This is a genomic window from Bradyrhizobium sp. 604_D8_N2_3 (assembly GCF_051810765.1).
GTDB lineage: Bacteria > Pseudomonadota > Alphaproteobacteria > Rhizobiales > Xanthobacteraceae > Bradyrhizobium > Bradyrhizobium barranii.
The window spans coordinates 4054478-4069299 of sequence record NZ_JBPWPM010000001.1; the positions used below are offsets into that span (position 1 = coordinate 4054478).

General features: G+C 65.6%; 13 protein-coding genes. 10 read left to right on the plus strand and 3 right to left on the minus strand.

The window, feature by feature from the left end; translation table 11 throughout:
* Positions 1-31: 31 nt before the first annotated feature.
* Both AB7245_RS19075 and AB7245_RS19080 read right to left on the minus strand, forming a co-directional pair.
* Positions 32-1561, minus strand: a complete 1530-nt coding sequence (locus AB7245_RS19075) for an aldehyde dehydrogenase (RefSeq protein ID WP_166094885.1) — start codon at positions 1559-1561, stop codon at positions 32-34.
* Positions 1558-2208, minus strand: a complete 651-nt coding sequence (locus AB7245_RS19080; RefSeq protein ID WP_439035742.1) for a GntR family transcriptional regulator — start codon at positions 2206-2208, stop codon at positions 1558-1560. The genes AB7245_RS19075 and AB7245_RS19080 overlap by 4 nt, the downstream gene beginning before the upstream one ends.
* A 156-nt stretch (positions 2209-2364) precedes the next feature.
* Here AB7245_RS19080 and AB7245_RS19085 point away from each other — a divergent pair, with 156 nt between their 5' ends.
* The 5 genes from AB7245_RS19085 to rnz all read left to right on the plus strand — a co-directional run bounded on the left by AB7245_RS19085 (position 2365) and on the right by rnz (position 8134).
* Entirely contained in the window at positions 2365-3138 is a 774-nt protein-coding gene (locus tag AB7245_RS19085) for an alpha/beta fold hydrolase (protein WP_166352435.1), read from the plus strand.
* 398 nt (positions 3139-3536) lie between these two features.
* Positions 3537-4754: a multidrug effflux MFS transporter gene (locus AB7245_RS19090; protein ID WP_439034641.1), complete on the plus strand. Its 1218-nt coding sequence runs from the start codon at positions 3537-3539 to the stop codon at positions 4752-4754.
* A 15-nt stretch (positions 4755-4769) separates the two neighbouring features.
* Positions 4770-6167, plus strand: coding sequence for a guanine deaminase (guaD, locus tag AB7245_RS19095; protein WP_439034642.1), 1398 nt, complete (start codon positions 4770-4772; stop codon positions 6165-6167).
* Positions 6168-6181: 14 nt separating this feature from the next.
* Entirely contained in the window at positions 6182-7165 is a 984-nt protein-coding gene (locus AB7245_RS19100) for an antibiotic biosynthesis monooxygenase (RefSeq protein WP_439034643.1), read from the plus strand.
* 66 nt (positions 7166-7231) lie between these two features.
* Positions 7232-8134: a ribonuclease Z gene (gene rnz / locus AB7245_RS19105; RefSeq protein ID WP_439034644.1), complete on the plus strand. Its 903-nt coding sequence runs from the start codon at positions 7232-7234 to the stop codon at positions 8132-8134.
* A 15-nt stretch (positions 8135-8149) separates the two neighbouring features.
* Here the strand turns inward: rnz and AB7245_RS19110 are convergent, their stop codons facing one another.
* Entirely contained in the window at positions 8150-8983 is an 834-nt protein-coding gene (locus tag AB7245_RS19110; RefSeq protein WP_439034645.1) for an IclR family transcriptional regulator, read from the minus strand.
* A 123-nt stretch (positions 8984-9106) separates the two neighbouring features.
* On the opposite strand from AB7245_RS19110, the gene AB7245_RS19115 reads away from it, so the two are divergent.
* From AB7245_RS19115 to AB7245_RS19135, 5 genes are read left to right on the plus strand one after another with little or no spacing between them, the layout of a single operon-like run.
* Positions 9107-10027 carry a dihydrodipicolinate synthase family protein gene (locus AB7245_RS19115; protein WP_439034646.1) on the plus strand — a complete coding sequence of 307 codons (921 nt, stop codon included), beginning with the start codon at positions 9107-9109 and terminating at the stop codon, positions 10025-10027.
* Positions 10028-10054: 27 nt separating this feature from the next.
* On the plus strand, positions 10055-11494 hold the full coding sequence (locus tag AB7245_RS19120; protein WP_439034647.1) for an FAD-binding oxidoreductase: 1440 nt from the start codon (positions 10055-10057) through the stop codon (positions 11492-11494).
* A gap of 2 nt (positions 11495-11496) precedes the next feature.
* Positions 11497-12603 (plus strand): four-carbon acid sugar kinase family protein, encoded by a 1107-nt coding sequence (locus tag AB7245_RS19125; protein WP_439035743.1) that lies wholly within the window; start codon positions 11497-11499, stop codon positions 12601-12603.
* The gene (gene pdxA / locus AB7245_RS19130) at positions 12600-13637 is read left to right on the plus strand and encodes a 4-hydroxythreonine-4-phosphate dehydrogenase PdxA (RefSeq protein WP_439034648.1); all 1038 of its coding nucleotides are present in this window, start codon (positions 12600-12602) and stop codon (positions 13635-13637) included. The genes AB7245_RS19125 and pdxA overlap by 4 nt, the downstream gene beginning before the upstream one ends.
* Positions 13638-13650: 13 nt before the next feature.
* Positions 13651-14781, plus strand: coding sequence for an iron-containing alcohol dehydrogenase (locus AB7245_RS19135; protein WP_439034649.1), 1131 nt, complete (start codon positions 13651-13653; stop codon positions 14779-14781).
* Positions 14782-14822: the final 41 nt, after the last annotated feature.

Here is a 14822-nt window from a genome sequence, read left to right on the forward strand (position 1 = left end):
CTATGGGCGGTCGGCCGCTCGTCGTTTTTTGCTAGTTCAGGCGCTGTTGGTTGGCCGTGTCGCGATACCAGTCGAACGGCTGCTCGTGGGTCGCGACCATCACGCTCTTGGTGTTGAAGTGGTCGTTGAAGCTCTCGGTGCCGCATTCGCGGCCGATGCCGGAATCGTCGACGCCACCCCAGGGCGAAGCCGGGTCGAGACGGTGGTGATCGTTGATCCAGACGATGCCGGCCTTGACGGAGGCGGCGACACGGTGCGCGCGGGCGACGTCGCGGGTTCGGATGGCCGCGGCGAGGCCGAACGGCGAGTTGTTGGCAAGCCGCAGCGCATCGGCCTCGTCCTTGAACGGCGTCACCGAGGTGAAGGGACCGAACACTTCCTCCTGGAAGATGCGCATGTCGGATGTGACGTCGGCGAACACGGTCGGCTCGACGAAATAGCCGTTGTCGTGGCCCGGCACCTTCGCGGCAACGCCGCCGGTGACGAGACGCGCGCCATCCTCGTGGCCGTAGCCTACATAGGTGAGAACGCGGTCGCGCTGCCGCGCGGAGATCACGGGGCCCATCTGGGTGTTCGCGTCGAAGGGATCGCCGACGCGGATCGTGCGGGTCTTGGCCTGCAGCTTCTCGACGAATTCGTCATAGATCGAAGCCTGGACGATGTGGCGCGAGGCACAGACGCAGGTCTGTCCGGCGCCGATGAAGGCGCCGAACGCGGCGTAGTTGACGGCGCGGTCGACGTCGAAATCGTCGAACACCATCACCGGCGTCTTGCCGCCGAGCTCCATGGTTTGATGCGCGAACACTTTTGCGGCCGCGCTGCCGGCGATGCGGCCTGCCTCGGTGCCGCCGGTCAGGACCAGCTTGTTGATGTCGCCATGCTCGGCCAGCATCTTGCCGGCGTTCTGCCCGAGGCCGAGAACGATGTTGAAGACGCCGGGCGGAAGGCCGGCTTCGGTGAAGATCTGCGCGAGCTTCAATGTCGTCAGCGGCGTGTATTCAGACGGCTTGACCACGGTGACGCATCCGGTCGCCAGCACCACGGCGAGCGACTTGCACAGGATCATCAAGGGATGATTGAACGGCGTGCAATTGGCGACGATGCCGATCGGCGTGCGAAGCGTGTAGTTCAAATACGCGCCTTCTACCGGGATCACGGAGTCCCGACGCGCCAGCGCAACGCCGGCAAAGTAGCGGAAGAAATCGGGCAGGCGGGAGAGCTGGGCGCGGGTCTCGTTGACCGGCCGGCCGTTGTTGAGGGTTTCCAGCCGGTACAGGCTGTCGAGATTGGCCTCGAAAGCATCGGCGAGCTTGTTGACCAGCCGGGCACGCGCGCGCGTATCCATGCCGCCCCAGGCTTTGCCTTCGAACGCTGCGCGCGCGCTCTTCATCGCGCGGTCGATGTCCTCGGCGGTCGAATTGGGGATGCGGGCGATGACGTCGCCGGTCGCGGGATTGCGAACGTCGAGCATCACGCCGTTGCCGGCTTCGACTTCACGTCCGTCGATGAAATTGCCGTGGGTTTCGACGTCGATCGACGCGGGTTTTGACGGAATGTTCATGATGACCTCTCCTCGACGATGACGGCGTTGCGCTTGAGCGCCGGCAGAACGCGTTTTTCGGTGGCCCCGATATGGGCCTTGATGATGCGCGCCGCGGTTCGCGTTTCGCGGCTCTGCATGGCGTCGATCAGGGCGACGTGCTCGGCGACGAGCTTTGCCGGATCGTGACCCTTCAGATTGGACACGCTGACGCGGACCAGCCGGTCGGCCTGGCCGATCAGGTCGCACAGCGCCGTCGCCATGCGGCGATTGCCGGACGCATGAGCCAGCGCGGAATGGAAGCCGCGATTGTAGGCGATGAAGTCTTCGTGGTTGCCGGAGAAGCGGCGAAATTCATCGAGCGATTTCAGAACGCTGTCCGGAGCGCTCTCGATCGCCTCGGCGACGCAGGCCGGCTCCAGCGCAAGACGGAAGCGGAGGAGGTCGCGGGCGTCCGACAGCGAGATCGGCGTGACCCGGTAGCCCTGGCGCGGCTGCACCGTCACCAAATGCTCGCGCTGCAGCCTCAAAAGCGCATCCCGAACCGGTTGGCGGCTCACCGAATAGCGTTCGGCCAGATCCTGTTCCCGCATTTCATCGCCCGGAGCGAACCGGCACACTAAAATATCAGACCTCAGAAGATCGTAGATGTTTTCGCGCAAAAGCATGATTCTAGGGACCTCGTTGGCTCCAATTTGGCAATCCTGATATTTCACGTCAAGAGCCAAATGCTTGAATTCCCTGACAGTTGATTTATCAATCGGGGGCCTCCACGGCACGCAAACGGGTGTGATCCCGCCGACGAAGTTAAGGAAAGACCGGACATGGACAGGCTTCTTGCCAACGGGACCGTCAACGCCGCGCAATCGGGCGATGGGCCGCCGCTGTTTCTCTTCCACTCGCTGTTGTCGGACCGTGCGAGCTTCGATGCGATCGTGCCCGAGCTTGAGGGATCGTTTCGCACCATCGTGCCGGAGTTGCCGGGGTTCGGCCGTTCACGCGCGGTCGAGGGCGGGCTCGTCGCTGTCGCGGACAGGATGGCGGAGGCCGTGAAGGAGGCTGCGGGCGGTGCGCCGGCGATCGTGCTCGGCAATGGCTATGGCGGCTTCGTCGCCTTGCAGATGGCGATCCGGCACCCGGAGATCGCCAGCAAGCTCGTTCTCGCCGATTGCGGCGCGGCGTTCTCGGAGCCCGGCCGCGAGGCGTTTCGCAACATGGCGAGGGTCTCGCGGGACAAGGGCCTCGAGGCGATCACTGACGTTGCGATGCGACGCTTGTTTGCGCCCGAGTTTCAGGAGCGGCATCCCGAACTGATGCGGGATCGTCGTGAAGCTTTTCTGCAGACGGATCCCGATGTGTTTCGCAGCGCATGCGACGCGTTGGCAAACCTCGATCTCCGCGCCGAACTTGCCGCGGTGAAAGTTCCTGCCCTCGTTCTGGTCGGTGAGCACGACGAAGCGACGCCTCCGCCAATGTCGCACGAGCTGGCCGCCGGTTTGCCGCGCGCCGAACTCAAGGTCATTCCAGGCTGCGCGCACGTGCCGCAGCTTCAGTCGCCGCGGCAGTTTCTCGGAGCTCTCAAGGGCTTCCTGCTTTGATCTGCGCCTGGCCGATGCCGATCCTGCGCTCGAAACGGCGATGCCTTCCGAACGGTTAATGGCGTCTGTGCGGCGGGAATTCACAAGCGGGGATGGTGCAATCCTGCGCCTGTGTTGCCCGACGCGTCAAACGTCCTCGGGGGGCACGCTCGCGTCATGCCGGAGCGAAATTCTTCAATGATTTGTACTGTGCATGGGGTTGTTTTCGCATTTTTTGTTGGAGCATCCCCAGGCCGCGAGGACCAGAGGATGAGCCGCCCGCATTGAAGCGGGCCTCCTAAGAGTTTTTATACACAGTTCTGGCACGCTCCGCGCGTCAATATCCGCAACCTGCATCGTCGCCTCTTATTGCGCGCACGAAAAGACGGGACCCGCGGGCATCGAGGGGGGCGTGAGCCATGACTGCAGTTGCTTCGGACGCTGGTCGCGCGAAGGGCGGGATCGTGCCGATCCTGCTATGCGTGGTGCCGTTCAGTCAGATTCCGCTCGATGCCTATACGCCGGGCCTGCCGCAGATGGTGGTGGACCTCGCAACCGATTCCGCGTCGATGCAGAACACCGTCACCGCCTACATGCTCGGCATGAGTCTGGCGCTGGTGCCTGTCGGCATCGCCTCCGACACGCTCGGCCGCCGTAACGTCCTGCTCGCGGGGCTATCGGTTCTCATCGCGATGAGCATCGCCTGTGCGCTCGCCACCAGCGCATCGCTGCTGCTCGCGTTGCGATTCCTGCAGGGCGTCGGCGGCTGCACCTGCCTCGTCGTCGCCTATGCGGTTGCGGCCGACTGCTTTCGCGGCCGCGAGCTCACGGCGATCTCTGGGCTGCTTGGTGCCGCCTGGGGGCTTGCACCCGTGCTCGCACCGGCGGCCGGCGGTTTCATCGTCGAGCTGACGTCCTGGCGCGGGGTCTTCGTCATCATCGCCATCGCCGCGGCCATCGTCGCTGCGATCGTCGTGCTGCTTCTGCCCGAGACGCTGCCGGCCGAGCGACGCGCGCCGTTCGATCCGCGCCGCACGGCGAGCATTCTCCGCGAAGCGCTCGTCCGTCCGGGTTTCCTGGCCTTCGTGCTGGTGTTTGCCGCCGCGGCCAGCGCGCAACTGGCGTTCGGCGTCGTCGCGCCGTTCCTCTACCAGACCGGCCTCGGTTATTCCGCGGCCGTCTACGGTCTCGTCGCGCTCGGCCTTGGCGGCGTCAATCTCGCGGGCGAGCTCGGCTGCGCGCATTTCGCACGCTTCATGCCGGCCCGCGTGATGGGCTTTGGCGCCTTCGCGCTCTTTCTCGCCGGCGCTGTGGTCTTGACCGCGACCGGCTTGGCCGTCGGTCTCGATTTCATGTCGATCACGATCGGCGGTGCGCTGGTGCTCGGCGGTTGCGGCGTGCTGTGCCCGATGATGTACGGCATGGCGCTCGGCCTGTTCGAGCGCGACCACGGCCTGATCGGCGGCCTCATCAGCGCGCTCTGCTATCTCGCGGTCAGCGGCGCCATGGCGATCGCGGCGGTGTTGCCCGAAGCGACCCAGGCGCCGATCGGATGGCTTTATCTCGGCCTCTGCGCCGTCGCAGGGACGCTGCTTGCGATCTCGTTGCCTGCGGCACGCCACGCCACACAGACTTAAGGAAGGAACCCATTCATGACCACCGTCGGTATTCGCGGCACGTTCTTCGACTTCGTCGACGATCCCTGGAAGCACATCGGCAACGAGCAGGCTGCCGCGCGCTTTCACCAGGACGGCCTGATGGTCGTCACGGATGGCGTCATCAAGGCGTTCGGTCCGTATGAGAAGATCGCCGCCGCGCATCCGGGCGTCGAGATCACCCATATCAAGGACCGCATCATCGTCCCGGGCTTCATCGACGGCCACATCCATCTGCCGCAGACCCGCGTGCTCGGTGCCTATGGCGAGCAGCTGCTGCCGTGGCTCCAGAAATCGATCTACCCCGAGGAGATCAAGTACAAGGATCGCAACTACGCGCGCGACGGTGTGAAGCGTTTTCTCGACGCACTGCTTGCCGCCGGCACCACCACCTGCCAGGCCTTCACCAGCTCCTCGCCGGTCGCGACCGAAGAGCTGTTCGAGGAAGCGGCCCGCCGCAACATGCGCGTGATCGCGGGCCTCACCGGGATCGACCGCAACGCGCCGGCCGAGTTCATCGACACGCCCGAAAACTTCCATCGCGACAGCAAGCGTCTGATCGCGCAGTACCACAACAAGGGCCGCAACCTCTATGCCATCACGCCGCGCTTCGCCTTCGGCGCCTCGCCGGAGCTGCTCAAGGCATGTCAGCGCCTCAAGCACGAGCATCCGGACTGCTGGGTCAACACCCACATCTCAGAGAATCCGGCCGAATGCAGCGGCGTGCTCGTCGAACATCCGGACTGCCAGGATTATCTCGGCGTCTACGAGAAGTTCGACCTGGTCGGGCCAAAGTTCTCCGGCGGCCACGGTGTCTATCTCTCGAACAACGAGTTCCGCCGCATGTCCAAGAAGGGCGCCGCGGTGGTGTTCTGCCCGTGCTCGAACCTGTTCCTCGGCAGCGGTCTGTTCCGCCTCGGCCGTGCCACCGATCCCGAGCATCGGGTGAAGATGTCGTTCGGCACCGACGTTGGCGGTGGCAATCGCTTCTCGATGATCTCCGTGCTCGACGACGCCTACAAGGTCGGCATGTGCAACAACACGATGCTCGACGGCAGCATTGATCCGGCGCGCAAGGATCTCGCCGAGGCCGAGCGCAACAAGCTCTCGCCCTATCGCGGTTTCTGGTCGGTCACGCTCGGCGGCGCCGAAGGCCTCTATATCGACGACAAGCTCGGCAATTTCGAACCCGGCAAGGAAGCCGATTTCGTCGCGCTCGATCCGAATGGCGGCCAGCTGGCGCAACCCTGGCACCAGTCGCTGATCGCCGACGGTGCTGGTCCGCGCACGGTCGACGACGCCGCGAACATGCTGTTCGCCGTCATGATGGTCGGCGACGACCGGTGCGTCGACGAGACCTGGGTGATGGGCAAGCGTCTCTACAAGCAGAGCTGAAGCGGACGGTCGCGATGAGCGCATCTCCGGATCCGGCGGCCCAGGCGGTCGCCCTCGTCATCCAGCGCCGCATTGCCGACGACGGCTTTGCCGCGTTCGCGCGGTGGAACGGCGAGGTCGGCGAGGCGCTGAAGGCGTGGCCCGGCTTCCTCAGTCAGGAGGTCGTGCCGCCGCAGCCGCCGGCGCACGTGGACTGGGTGACCATCCTGCGTTTCGCCAACCCGGCCGCTGCCCGCGCCTGGCTTCAGAGCGATGTACGGGCGCGGCTGATCGCGGACGTACAGCGCTTCTTCGTCGGGTCGGAGGACGTCCATATCCTTCCCGACACCGGCGTTCAGCGCGACAGCGCGGTCTCCGCCGTCATCTCCTTCAAGGTCCCGGATGGACTCGAGGATGCGTTCCTCAAATGGCAACAGCGCATCCAGGCCGCGGAGGCCGAGTTCAGGGGGTTCCTGCGTCACAAGATCGAGCGGCCTATCCCGGGCCTGCACGACGAGTGGATCGTCATCCTGTCGTTCGACAGCGATGCCAACCTCAACACGTGGCTGGACTCGCCCTTGCGGCAGACGCTGCTTGAGGAAGGCGCGCGCTTCAACGCCGGCATGAACGTGAAGCGGGCAAGCTACGGCTTCAATTTCTGGTTCCCGGCCGGCAAGACGCAGGCTCCGGAGCAAGGGCCCGGCCTGATTTGGAAGAGCAACCTCATCGTCCTGCTGGTGCTCTATCCCGTGGTCTATCTCTGGGGCTATTTCATCAGCGCGCCGCTGATCGACAGCCACGGCGTGCCGGTCTGGCTGTCGCTGTTCGTCGGCAATCTCGTGAGTACCCAGCTGCTCGGCTGGTTTCTCGTGCCGGCCGCCTTCAGGGCGCTCGACTGGTGGATCAAGCCGAAGGCAGCGCTCGGCCGCCAGATTGCGGGATATGCACTGCTTGCCGCGCTCTATGCGGGCTCGATGGGCCTGTACGCGCTGCTGCTCGCATGGCATTGGGGACGGTGAGGCCATCCACCGTGCGGACCGTTGCGGTGCTATCGGGGAGAGGTCGGTCTCTGGACGCTGACGACCATGTTCGCCCTGACATTCCTCGGCACCTCGGCAAGCGTTCCCTCAGTGGAGCGCAACCATCCGGCCCTCCTGGTGGAGGCCGCGGGCAAGCGCATCCTGGTTGATTGCGGAGAGGGCACGCAGCGCCAGTTGCTGCGCAGCGGCGCCGGCTTTCGCCGGCTCGACCGCATCCTGCTGACGCACGGGCACCTCGATCACGTGCTCGGCATCCCCGGCCTCTTCTCGACGCTGGGGTTGCGGCAGACCTCCGACGTGATGACCATTCATGCGGGCCCGGGCACGCTCGACATCGTCGTTCGCATGCTCGCCGGCTTGTGGGGCGCGGGCAGGGCGCCGATCCCTGTGGCGTTCGCACCGCTGACCGAGGGGCAAGTCATCGATGCCGGCGACTTCACCATCGACTGCTTTCCGGTCCGCCACCGCGACACCGACAGCTTTGGCTTCTCTTTCCAAAGCCCCGCGCGCCGCCACCTTCTGCCCGAGCGCCTCGCGTCTCTCAGTGTCCCGGACGGGCCAATGCGCGGAGAGCTGGCCGCCGGACGGCCGGTCGTGATCGCCGGTCGAACCATCGATCCGGAGGACGTCCTGGGTCCGCCGGGCGGCGGGAGGAAGCTCGTCGTGGTCGGCGACACTGAAACCACTGATGGTCTATCCCGACATGTCGCCGACGCCGACTTGCTGGTGATCGAGGCGACGTTCCTCGATCGTGACGCCGCGACCGCGCGGGACTACGGCCATCTCACGGCGACCGAAGCCGCTTCGTTTGCCGCCGCCAACAACGTCAAGCAGCTCGTGCTGGTCCACATGTCGGGACGGTACGACGATGAAGAGATATTGGCCGAAGCGACAAGGGTGTTTCCGAATACGCGGATCGCCGCCGACTTCGATCACATCGTGATCTAATCGCCATCACCGCACTCAGCTCGTCAATCCAGACTTGATCGTGAGATCCTGGACTTGGGCCGTCGCCTGCATCAGCCGCGGCAACGCCTGGTCGCGGAAGGCCGCCATGTCCATGCGCATCGCATCGACCGTGACGCTCAGGCCGCCGATCACAAAACCCTGAGCGTCGAAGATCGGCGTTGCCAGCGTGCGCAGGCCATAGGCATTCTCGCCGTCGGAGACGGCATGGCCTTTTTTCTTCACCTGATCGAGCCGGGCGAGCAGTGCATCGAGATCGGTCAGCGTTCGCTCCGACAGTTTGACGCGAGGACGCAACTCGAGCCGCTCGATCTGCTGGTCGCGTGGCAGATGCGCCAGCATGACATGACCGAGCGCGGCGCTGTAGGCGGGGATGCGCGTGCCCGGCCGGCGGTCCATCTTGTGACGGTCGAGGCCGGCACCGACGCGCGCGAGATAGACCACGTCGCCGCCATCGAGAATGCCGAGCGAGGCCGCATCGCCGACCGCTGGGACGAGGTCGCGCAGCAGCGGCTCGACGATCGGCCGCAACGAGCCGCGCGACAGCACGGTGTAGCCGAGGTCGAGACAGGCGACGCCGAGACGGAACCGGCGACTTTGCGGAACGGCCTGGAGATAGCCGAGTTCGGTCAGGGTCTGGATCAGGCGGAACGCCGTCCCGCGATCGAGTTCGGCCCGTGCGGCAATCTCACTCAGGGTCAGCTCGAAGGTTTCGCTGGTGAAACTCTTGAGCACGGCAAAGGCCTTGCCGACGGAGGCGACATAATTCTTGGGATTTTTGGCGCTAGTTTCCGATACGCGCTTCGCTGCCTTCCCTGCGACCTTGGCCATGCTCGAATGCCCCACCATGACAGCCATGCCCTTGACGTCGGGCCGGGCTGATTTTACGACTGCACCAGCAAATAACAAATGTTCGCATTCCGAACAACATCGTTCTGACGATCGGAGGAAGTTTTGTCGACATCATCGCTGCACCCTCATGGCGTGTTCTCCGCCGCGTTGACGCCGCTCGACGCTGAGCTTGCTCCCGATCATGCGCGCTTCGTGGACCATTGTCGCTATCTGCTCGACGAAGGCTGCGACGGCATCGCGATGCTGGGCACGACGGGTGAGGCGAACTCCTTTTCGGTGGCCGAACGCACGGCGCTGCTCGAGGCGGTGGTGGCCGCCGGCATCGCGCCGCGGCGGCTTTTGCCCGGCACCGGCGTTGCCGCGCTCAGCGACACCATCGCGCTGACGCGCCACGCCCTCTCGGTCGGCGTCGACACCGTGGTGATGCTGCCGCCGTTCTACTACAAGAACGTCACAGATGACGGCATCTTCGCCTCCTACAGCGAAGTGGTGCAGCGCATCGGTGATGCGCGCCTGAAAGTCGTCCTCTATCACTACCCGCAGATGTCGGCGCAGCCGATCTCGCATGCGCTGATCGAGCGGCTGCGCAAGGCCTATCCGGCCACGTTCACGGGCATCAAGGATTCGTCCGGCGACTTCGCCAACATGACGGCGATGGTCGAGCGCTTCCCGGGCTTCGCTGTCCTCGGCGGCGCCGATCCATTGATGCTGCCGCTGCTGCGCAGGGGCGGCGCGGGCTGCATCACCGCGACCTCCAATGTCATCGCGCGCAGTCTTGCCTATGTCTTCAAGCACTTTGGCGACAGTGACGACGATCCGGCGCTCAAGGCGGCGCAGGCGCGCATCGTGAAGGCGCGCGAGCTGGTCTCGCAATTTCCGCAGATGGCCTCGCTGAAGGCGCTGGCGGCCGACCGCACCAAGCATGCCGGTTGGCAGCGCCTGCGGCCGCCGCTGGAGTCTTTGCCGCCGGACCAGCTGAAAGAGCTGCTTGCGAATGCTGCGGCATTCGCAGCCTCCGCCTAGGCCCGGTACGGACGACGAGGCGATCTGATGTCCGACTCATTCCAGGATGCATTGGCCGGGCTCGCCGCGATCGTCAGCGACAAGCACGTCATCGCGTCCGGAGCCGACCAGGAGCCTTATGTGGTGGACTGGCGCGGGCGCTATCGCGGCCGGGCGGTCGCGGTGGTGAAGCCCGGCTCGACCGCCGAGGTCGCCTCCGTCGTCAAATACTGCGCCGATAGGCGCCTTGCGATCGTGCCGCAAGGCGGCAACACCGGCATGTGCGGAGCCGCGACGCCGGACGATCACGCGGGCAATGTCGTGATCCGGCTCGACCGCATGCGAGCCGTGCGCGACGTCAGTCCGCTCGCCAATACGATCACGGTCGAGGCCGGCTGCATTCTCGCCGAGGTCCAGAATGCGGCGCGTAGCGTCGATCGCTACTTTCCCTTGAGCCTGGGTGCCGAGGGTTCCTGCCAGATCGGCGGCAACATCTCGACCAATGCCGGCGGCACGGCCGTCCTGCGCTACGGCCCGACGCGCGATCTCGTGCTCGGGCTCGAAGCCGTGCTGCCCGACGGGCGTATCTTCAACGGCCTGCGCGCGCTGCGCAAGGACAACACGGGTTACGCGCTCAAGCAGCTCTTCATCGGGGCGGAAGGCACGCTCGGCATCGTCACCGCGGCGGTGCTGAAACTGTTCTCGCCGCCGCGCAGCTCGGCGCTGGCGCTGGTGAAATTGCAGGGTGTCGCGCAGGCACTCGAGATCATGGCGCGCCTGCGCGGTGTGGTCGGCGACCGGCTCGGCAGCCTCGAAATCATGTCGCGCTCGCAGATCGAGGCGATCGCGGAGACCGTGCCGCATGTCACCATCCCGTTCGAGCTGACGACACCGTGGTATCTGATCGTTGAGTTGACGGACACGCTCGCGGGCGTCGATCTCGACGAGCCGCTCGCCACGGCGTTGGCGGATGCGATGGAGGCCGGCATCGCCGAAGACGTCATCCTGGCCTCCAACCTCGCGCAGGCGAAGGCGATCTGGGCCGTCAGGCACAGCGTGTCCGAAGGCAACAAGCGCAGCGGCTATGTCGTCTCGCACGACAGCGTTGTGCCGCTGGAGCGCCAGGCGGACTTCGTCACCAATGTCGAGGCGCGAATTATGGCCGCTGTGCCGCATGCCCGCGTGGTGATGCATGGCCATATCGGCGACGGCAACATCCACGTGATCGCCCTGATCGACCGTGCGCATTGTCAGGAGCCGGCGACCACGGCCGCCCTGGTGGCGCAAATCAATGAGATCGTCGACGATGAGACCGCAGCGCAGGGCGGGGCGATCAGTGCCGAGCACGGCATCGGGATCACCAATCGCGTCCGGCTGGCCCGTGTCGCCGATCCGCTCGATATCGAGCTGATGCGCGGCATCAAGCGCTTGCTCGATCCGAACGGCCTGATGAACCCCGGCAAGATCTTTGGCGCGGGAGCAGCATGACGATGACGGTCGTGCGCCTGCTTGCCGACGATCTCACCGGCGCGCTCGACACCGCGGCGGAGTTCGTCGGCCTGTGCGGACCGTTCGACGTCACCTGGGCGGATTCGCCCGCGGCTCCGAGCGCGCAAAGCCTCGCGATCGACAGCGGCACCCGCGAGCGGTCGAAAGCCGACAGCGTCGAGATCGTCGGACGGCTGGCGCCGCAGCTTCAGGGTGGGACGATCGCCTACAAGAAGGTCGATAGCCTGCTCCGCGGTGCCTGGGCGGCCGAGCTCGGCGCCTGCCTGCGCGGCGGCGATTGGGCGTCATGCGTGGTCGCACCGGCCTTCGACTATCAGGGACGCCGCACCATGGGCGGCCAGCAATTTGCGCGTACGGTCCAAGGCGACTGGCATCGTGTCGGTGACAATCTCCTGGCTCAACTGCAGCTCGAGGGCATCGATGCACGGCAGGGCCGGGCCGATACGCTGTCGCAAGGCGGTGTTCAGGTCTTCGATGCCGAGAGCGACATCGACCTCGATCGCGTCGTCGAAATGGCGCGGCAGATGCCGGGGCCCGTGCTGTGGTGCGGAAGCGGCGGGCTGGCCGGCGCGCTCGCCCGCGGCCATCGCGCCGATGCGCCTAGCCGGCTGAAGCGGCCGGTGCTGGGGCTGTTCGGTTCCGACCAGGCCGCCACCGCCTCCCAGCTCGCAGCATGTGGCGAAGCCACCATCGCGTTGGCCGAAGGTGAGGGGGGCGCAGGCGTTCAACGCAAGCTGGCTGACGATGGCGTGGCGCTGGTGAAATTCGCGCTCGCGGATGGCCTTTCGCGCGCTGAGGCCGCCCAGCGGATCGCGCGCGAGCTGACGACGCTGATTGCGGTGCTCAATCCGCCCGGAACCTTGATCGTTGCTGGCGGCGAGACCTTGAAGGCCGTATGCGTTGCGCTTGGCGCGCATGCGCTCCAGGTGACGGGGCGTATCGTGCCGGGGCTACCGCGCTCGATTCTGCAAGGCGGCCGCTGGGCCGGCGTGGATGTCATCTCGAAATCCGGCGCGTTCGGCACCAGCGAGCTGTGGCGCGATCTGCTCCGGGATAATCATTTGCTCAATACGGGGAGCCCGACATGACCTCTCGTCATCTTGCCATTACCATGGGCGATCCGGCCGGGATCGGCCCGGAGATCATCGTCAAGGCCTGCCTCGGGCTGAAGGACCGGATCGCGACAGGCGATCTGCGCATCCTGATCATCGGCAGCGGCGCCGCGCTCGATGGTGCCAAGGCCGCGCTCGGCGCTGCCGTTGCGATTCCGGAGGTGAGTGCCGACGATGCTGACTGGCCGAACCTCTGTTTCCTCCAGGCGGATGTCGAGGGCACCCCGATCAAGCCCGGCGTCTTGAGCGCCGATGGCGGCCGCTTTGCCTACAAGGCGATCGAACAGGGCGTGCTTCTGACCCAGGCCGGGCGGACCTCCGCGATTGTCACCGCGCCGCTCAACAAGGAAGCACTCAACAAAGCCGGCTATCACTTCCCTGGCCATACCGAGATGCTGGCGCACCTCACCGGCGTGCGCGGGTCGGTGATGCTGCTCGCCCACGGCAACATGCGCGTCAGCCATGTCTCGACCCACGTGGCGCTGGAAGACGTGCCGAAGCGTCTGACGCCGGAGCGTCTGCGCATGGTGATCGATCTCACCAACGAGGCCTTGCTGCGGCTCGGTATCGCCAAGCCGAAGATTGCGATCGCCGCGCTCAATCCGCATGCCGGCGAGGGCGGTCTGTTCGGCCGGCAGGATATCGACGTTTCGGCACCGACGATTGCCAAGGCCGTCGCCGATGGCCTCGACGTCGTCGGCCCGGTGCCCGGCGACACCATCTTCGTCAAGCTGCGCGCCGGCCAGTACGATGCTGCGGTCGCGATGTATCACGACCAGGGGCACATCCCGGTCAAACTGCTGGGCTTCCAGGTCGATCCCGCGACCGGGCGCTGGCAGGAGCTCTCCGGCGTCAACATCACGCTGGGCCTGCCGATCATCCGCACCTCCGTCGATCACGGCACCGCCTTCGACATTGCCGGCAAGGGCATTGCCAACGAGCACAGCCTGATCGAGGCCATCGACTATGCCGAGCGGCTCTCCGCTGGCGTCTCCGCCTCCAAGTCATGAGATCTAGCGCACGATGACCAACGCCTTCACGCCCATCGAAATCCAACGTCCCACCATCCTGGAATTCGGCAACGGCACCATCACGGCTGCTGCGCGCTTCGCCGAGCGGATCGGCGCCAGGCGGCCGCTGGTGATTTCCGATCCGTTCAATGCGTGCCGCGTCGATGCGCTGGCGCTGCCGGGGGCAGTGAAAGTGTTTGGCGACGTCAAGCCTGAACCGGACCTGCCTAATCTGGAGAAGGCGGTGGCGATGGCGAAAGAGGTCGCGCCTGATCTCGTCGTCGGCTTCGGCGGCGGCAGCGCGATGGATCTCGCCAAGCTGGTCGCGGTGCTCTGCACGAGCGACGTGGCCTTTGCCGATATCGTTGGGCCGGAAAAAGTCGCCGGCCGCAGCGTGCCGCTGATGCAGATCCCGACCACGTCGGGCACCGGCAGCGAGGCCGGCACCCGCGCGCTCGTCACCGATCCTGTCAGCCAGAACAAGCAGGCGGTGCAGAGCCGCTTCATGCTTGCTGATATCGCCATCGTCGATCCTGATCTCACAATGACCGTTCCGAAGGAGGTCACTGCGGCCACCGGCGTCGATGCGCTGGCGCATTGCGTCGAGGCCTACACCAGCCGCAAGGCGCATCCGATGATCGACCTTTATGCGCTCGAGGGCGCGCGGCTGGTCGGGCAATATCTCAAGCGGGCGGTCGCTGACGGCGGGGATCGCGAGGCACGCGCGGGTCTCTCCCTGGCCTCGCTCTATGGCGGCTATTGCCTTGGACCGGTGAACACCACCGCCGGGCATGCCGTCGCTTATCCGCTGGGCACGCGCCATCATGTCGCGCATGGGCTCGCCTGTGCCGTGATCTTCCCGCATACGCTGGCCTTCAACATGCCGGCAGTCGAGGCGAAGACGGTCGCGGTGCTGGCGGCGCTCGGCCTGCCGGCGCAGAACGATGCGAAGCTCGCATTCGACGCCACTTACGATTTCTGCAAGAACCTCGGCATCGAGATGCGTCTGTCCGCGCTCGGCGTGCCCAAGGACGACCTCGGCGTGATGGCCGACGAGGCCCATGCCATTCGCCGCCTGCTCGACAATAATCCGCGAGACCTCGGCCGGGATGCGATCCTGAACATGTACGAGGTCGCGTTCTAGTCACCTCCGCCGCGCGCGGCACCCAATCAACAAAACAGTAG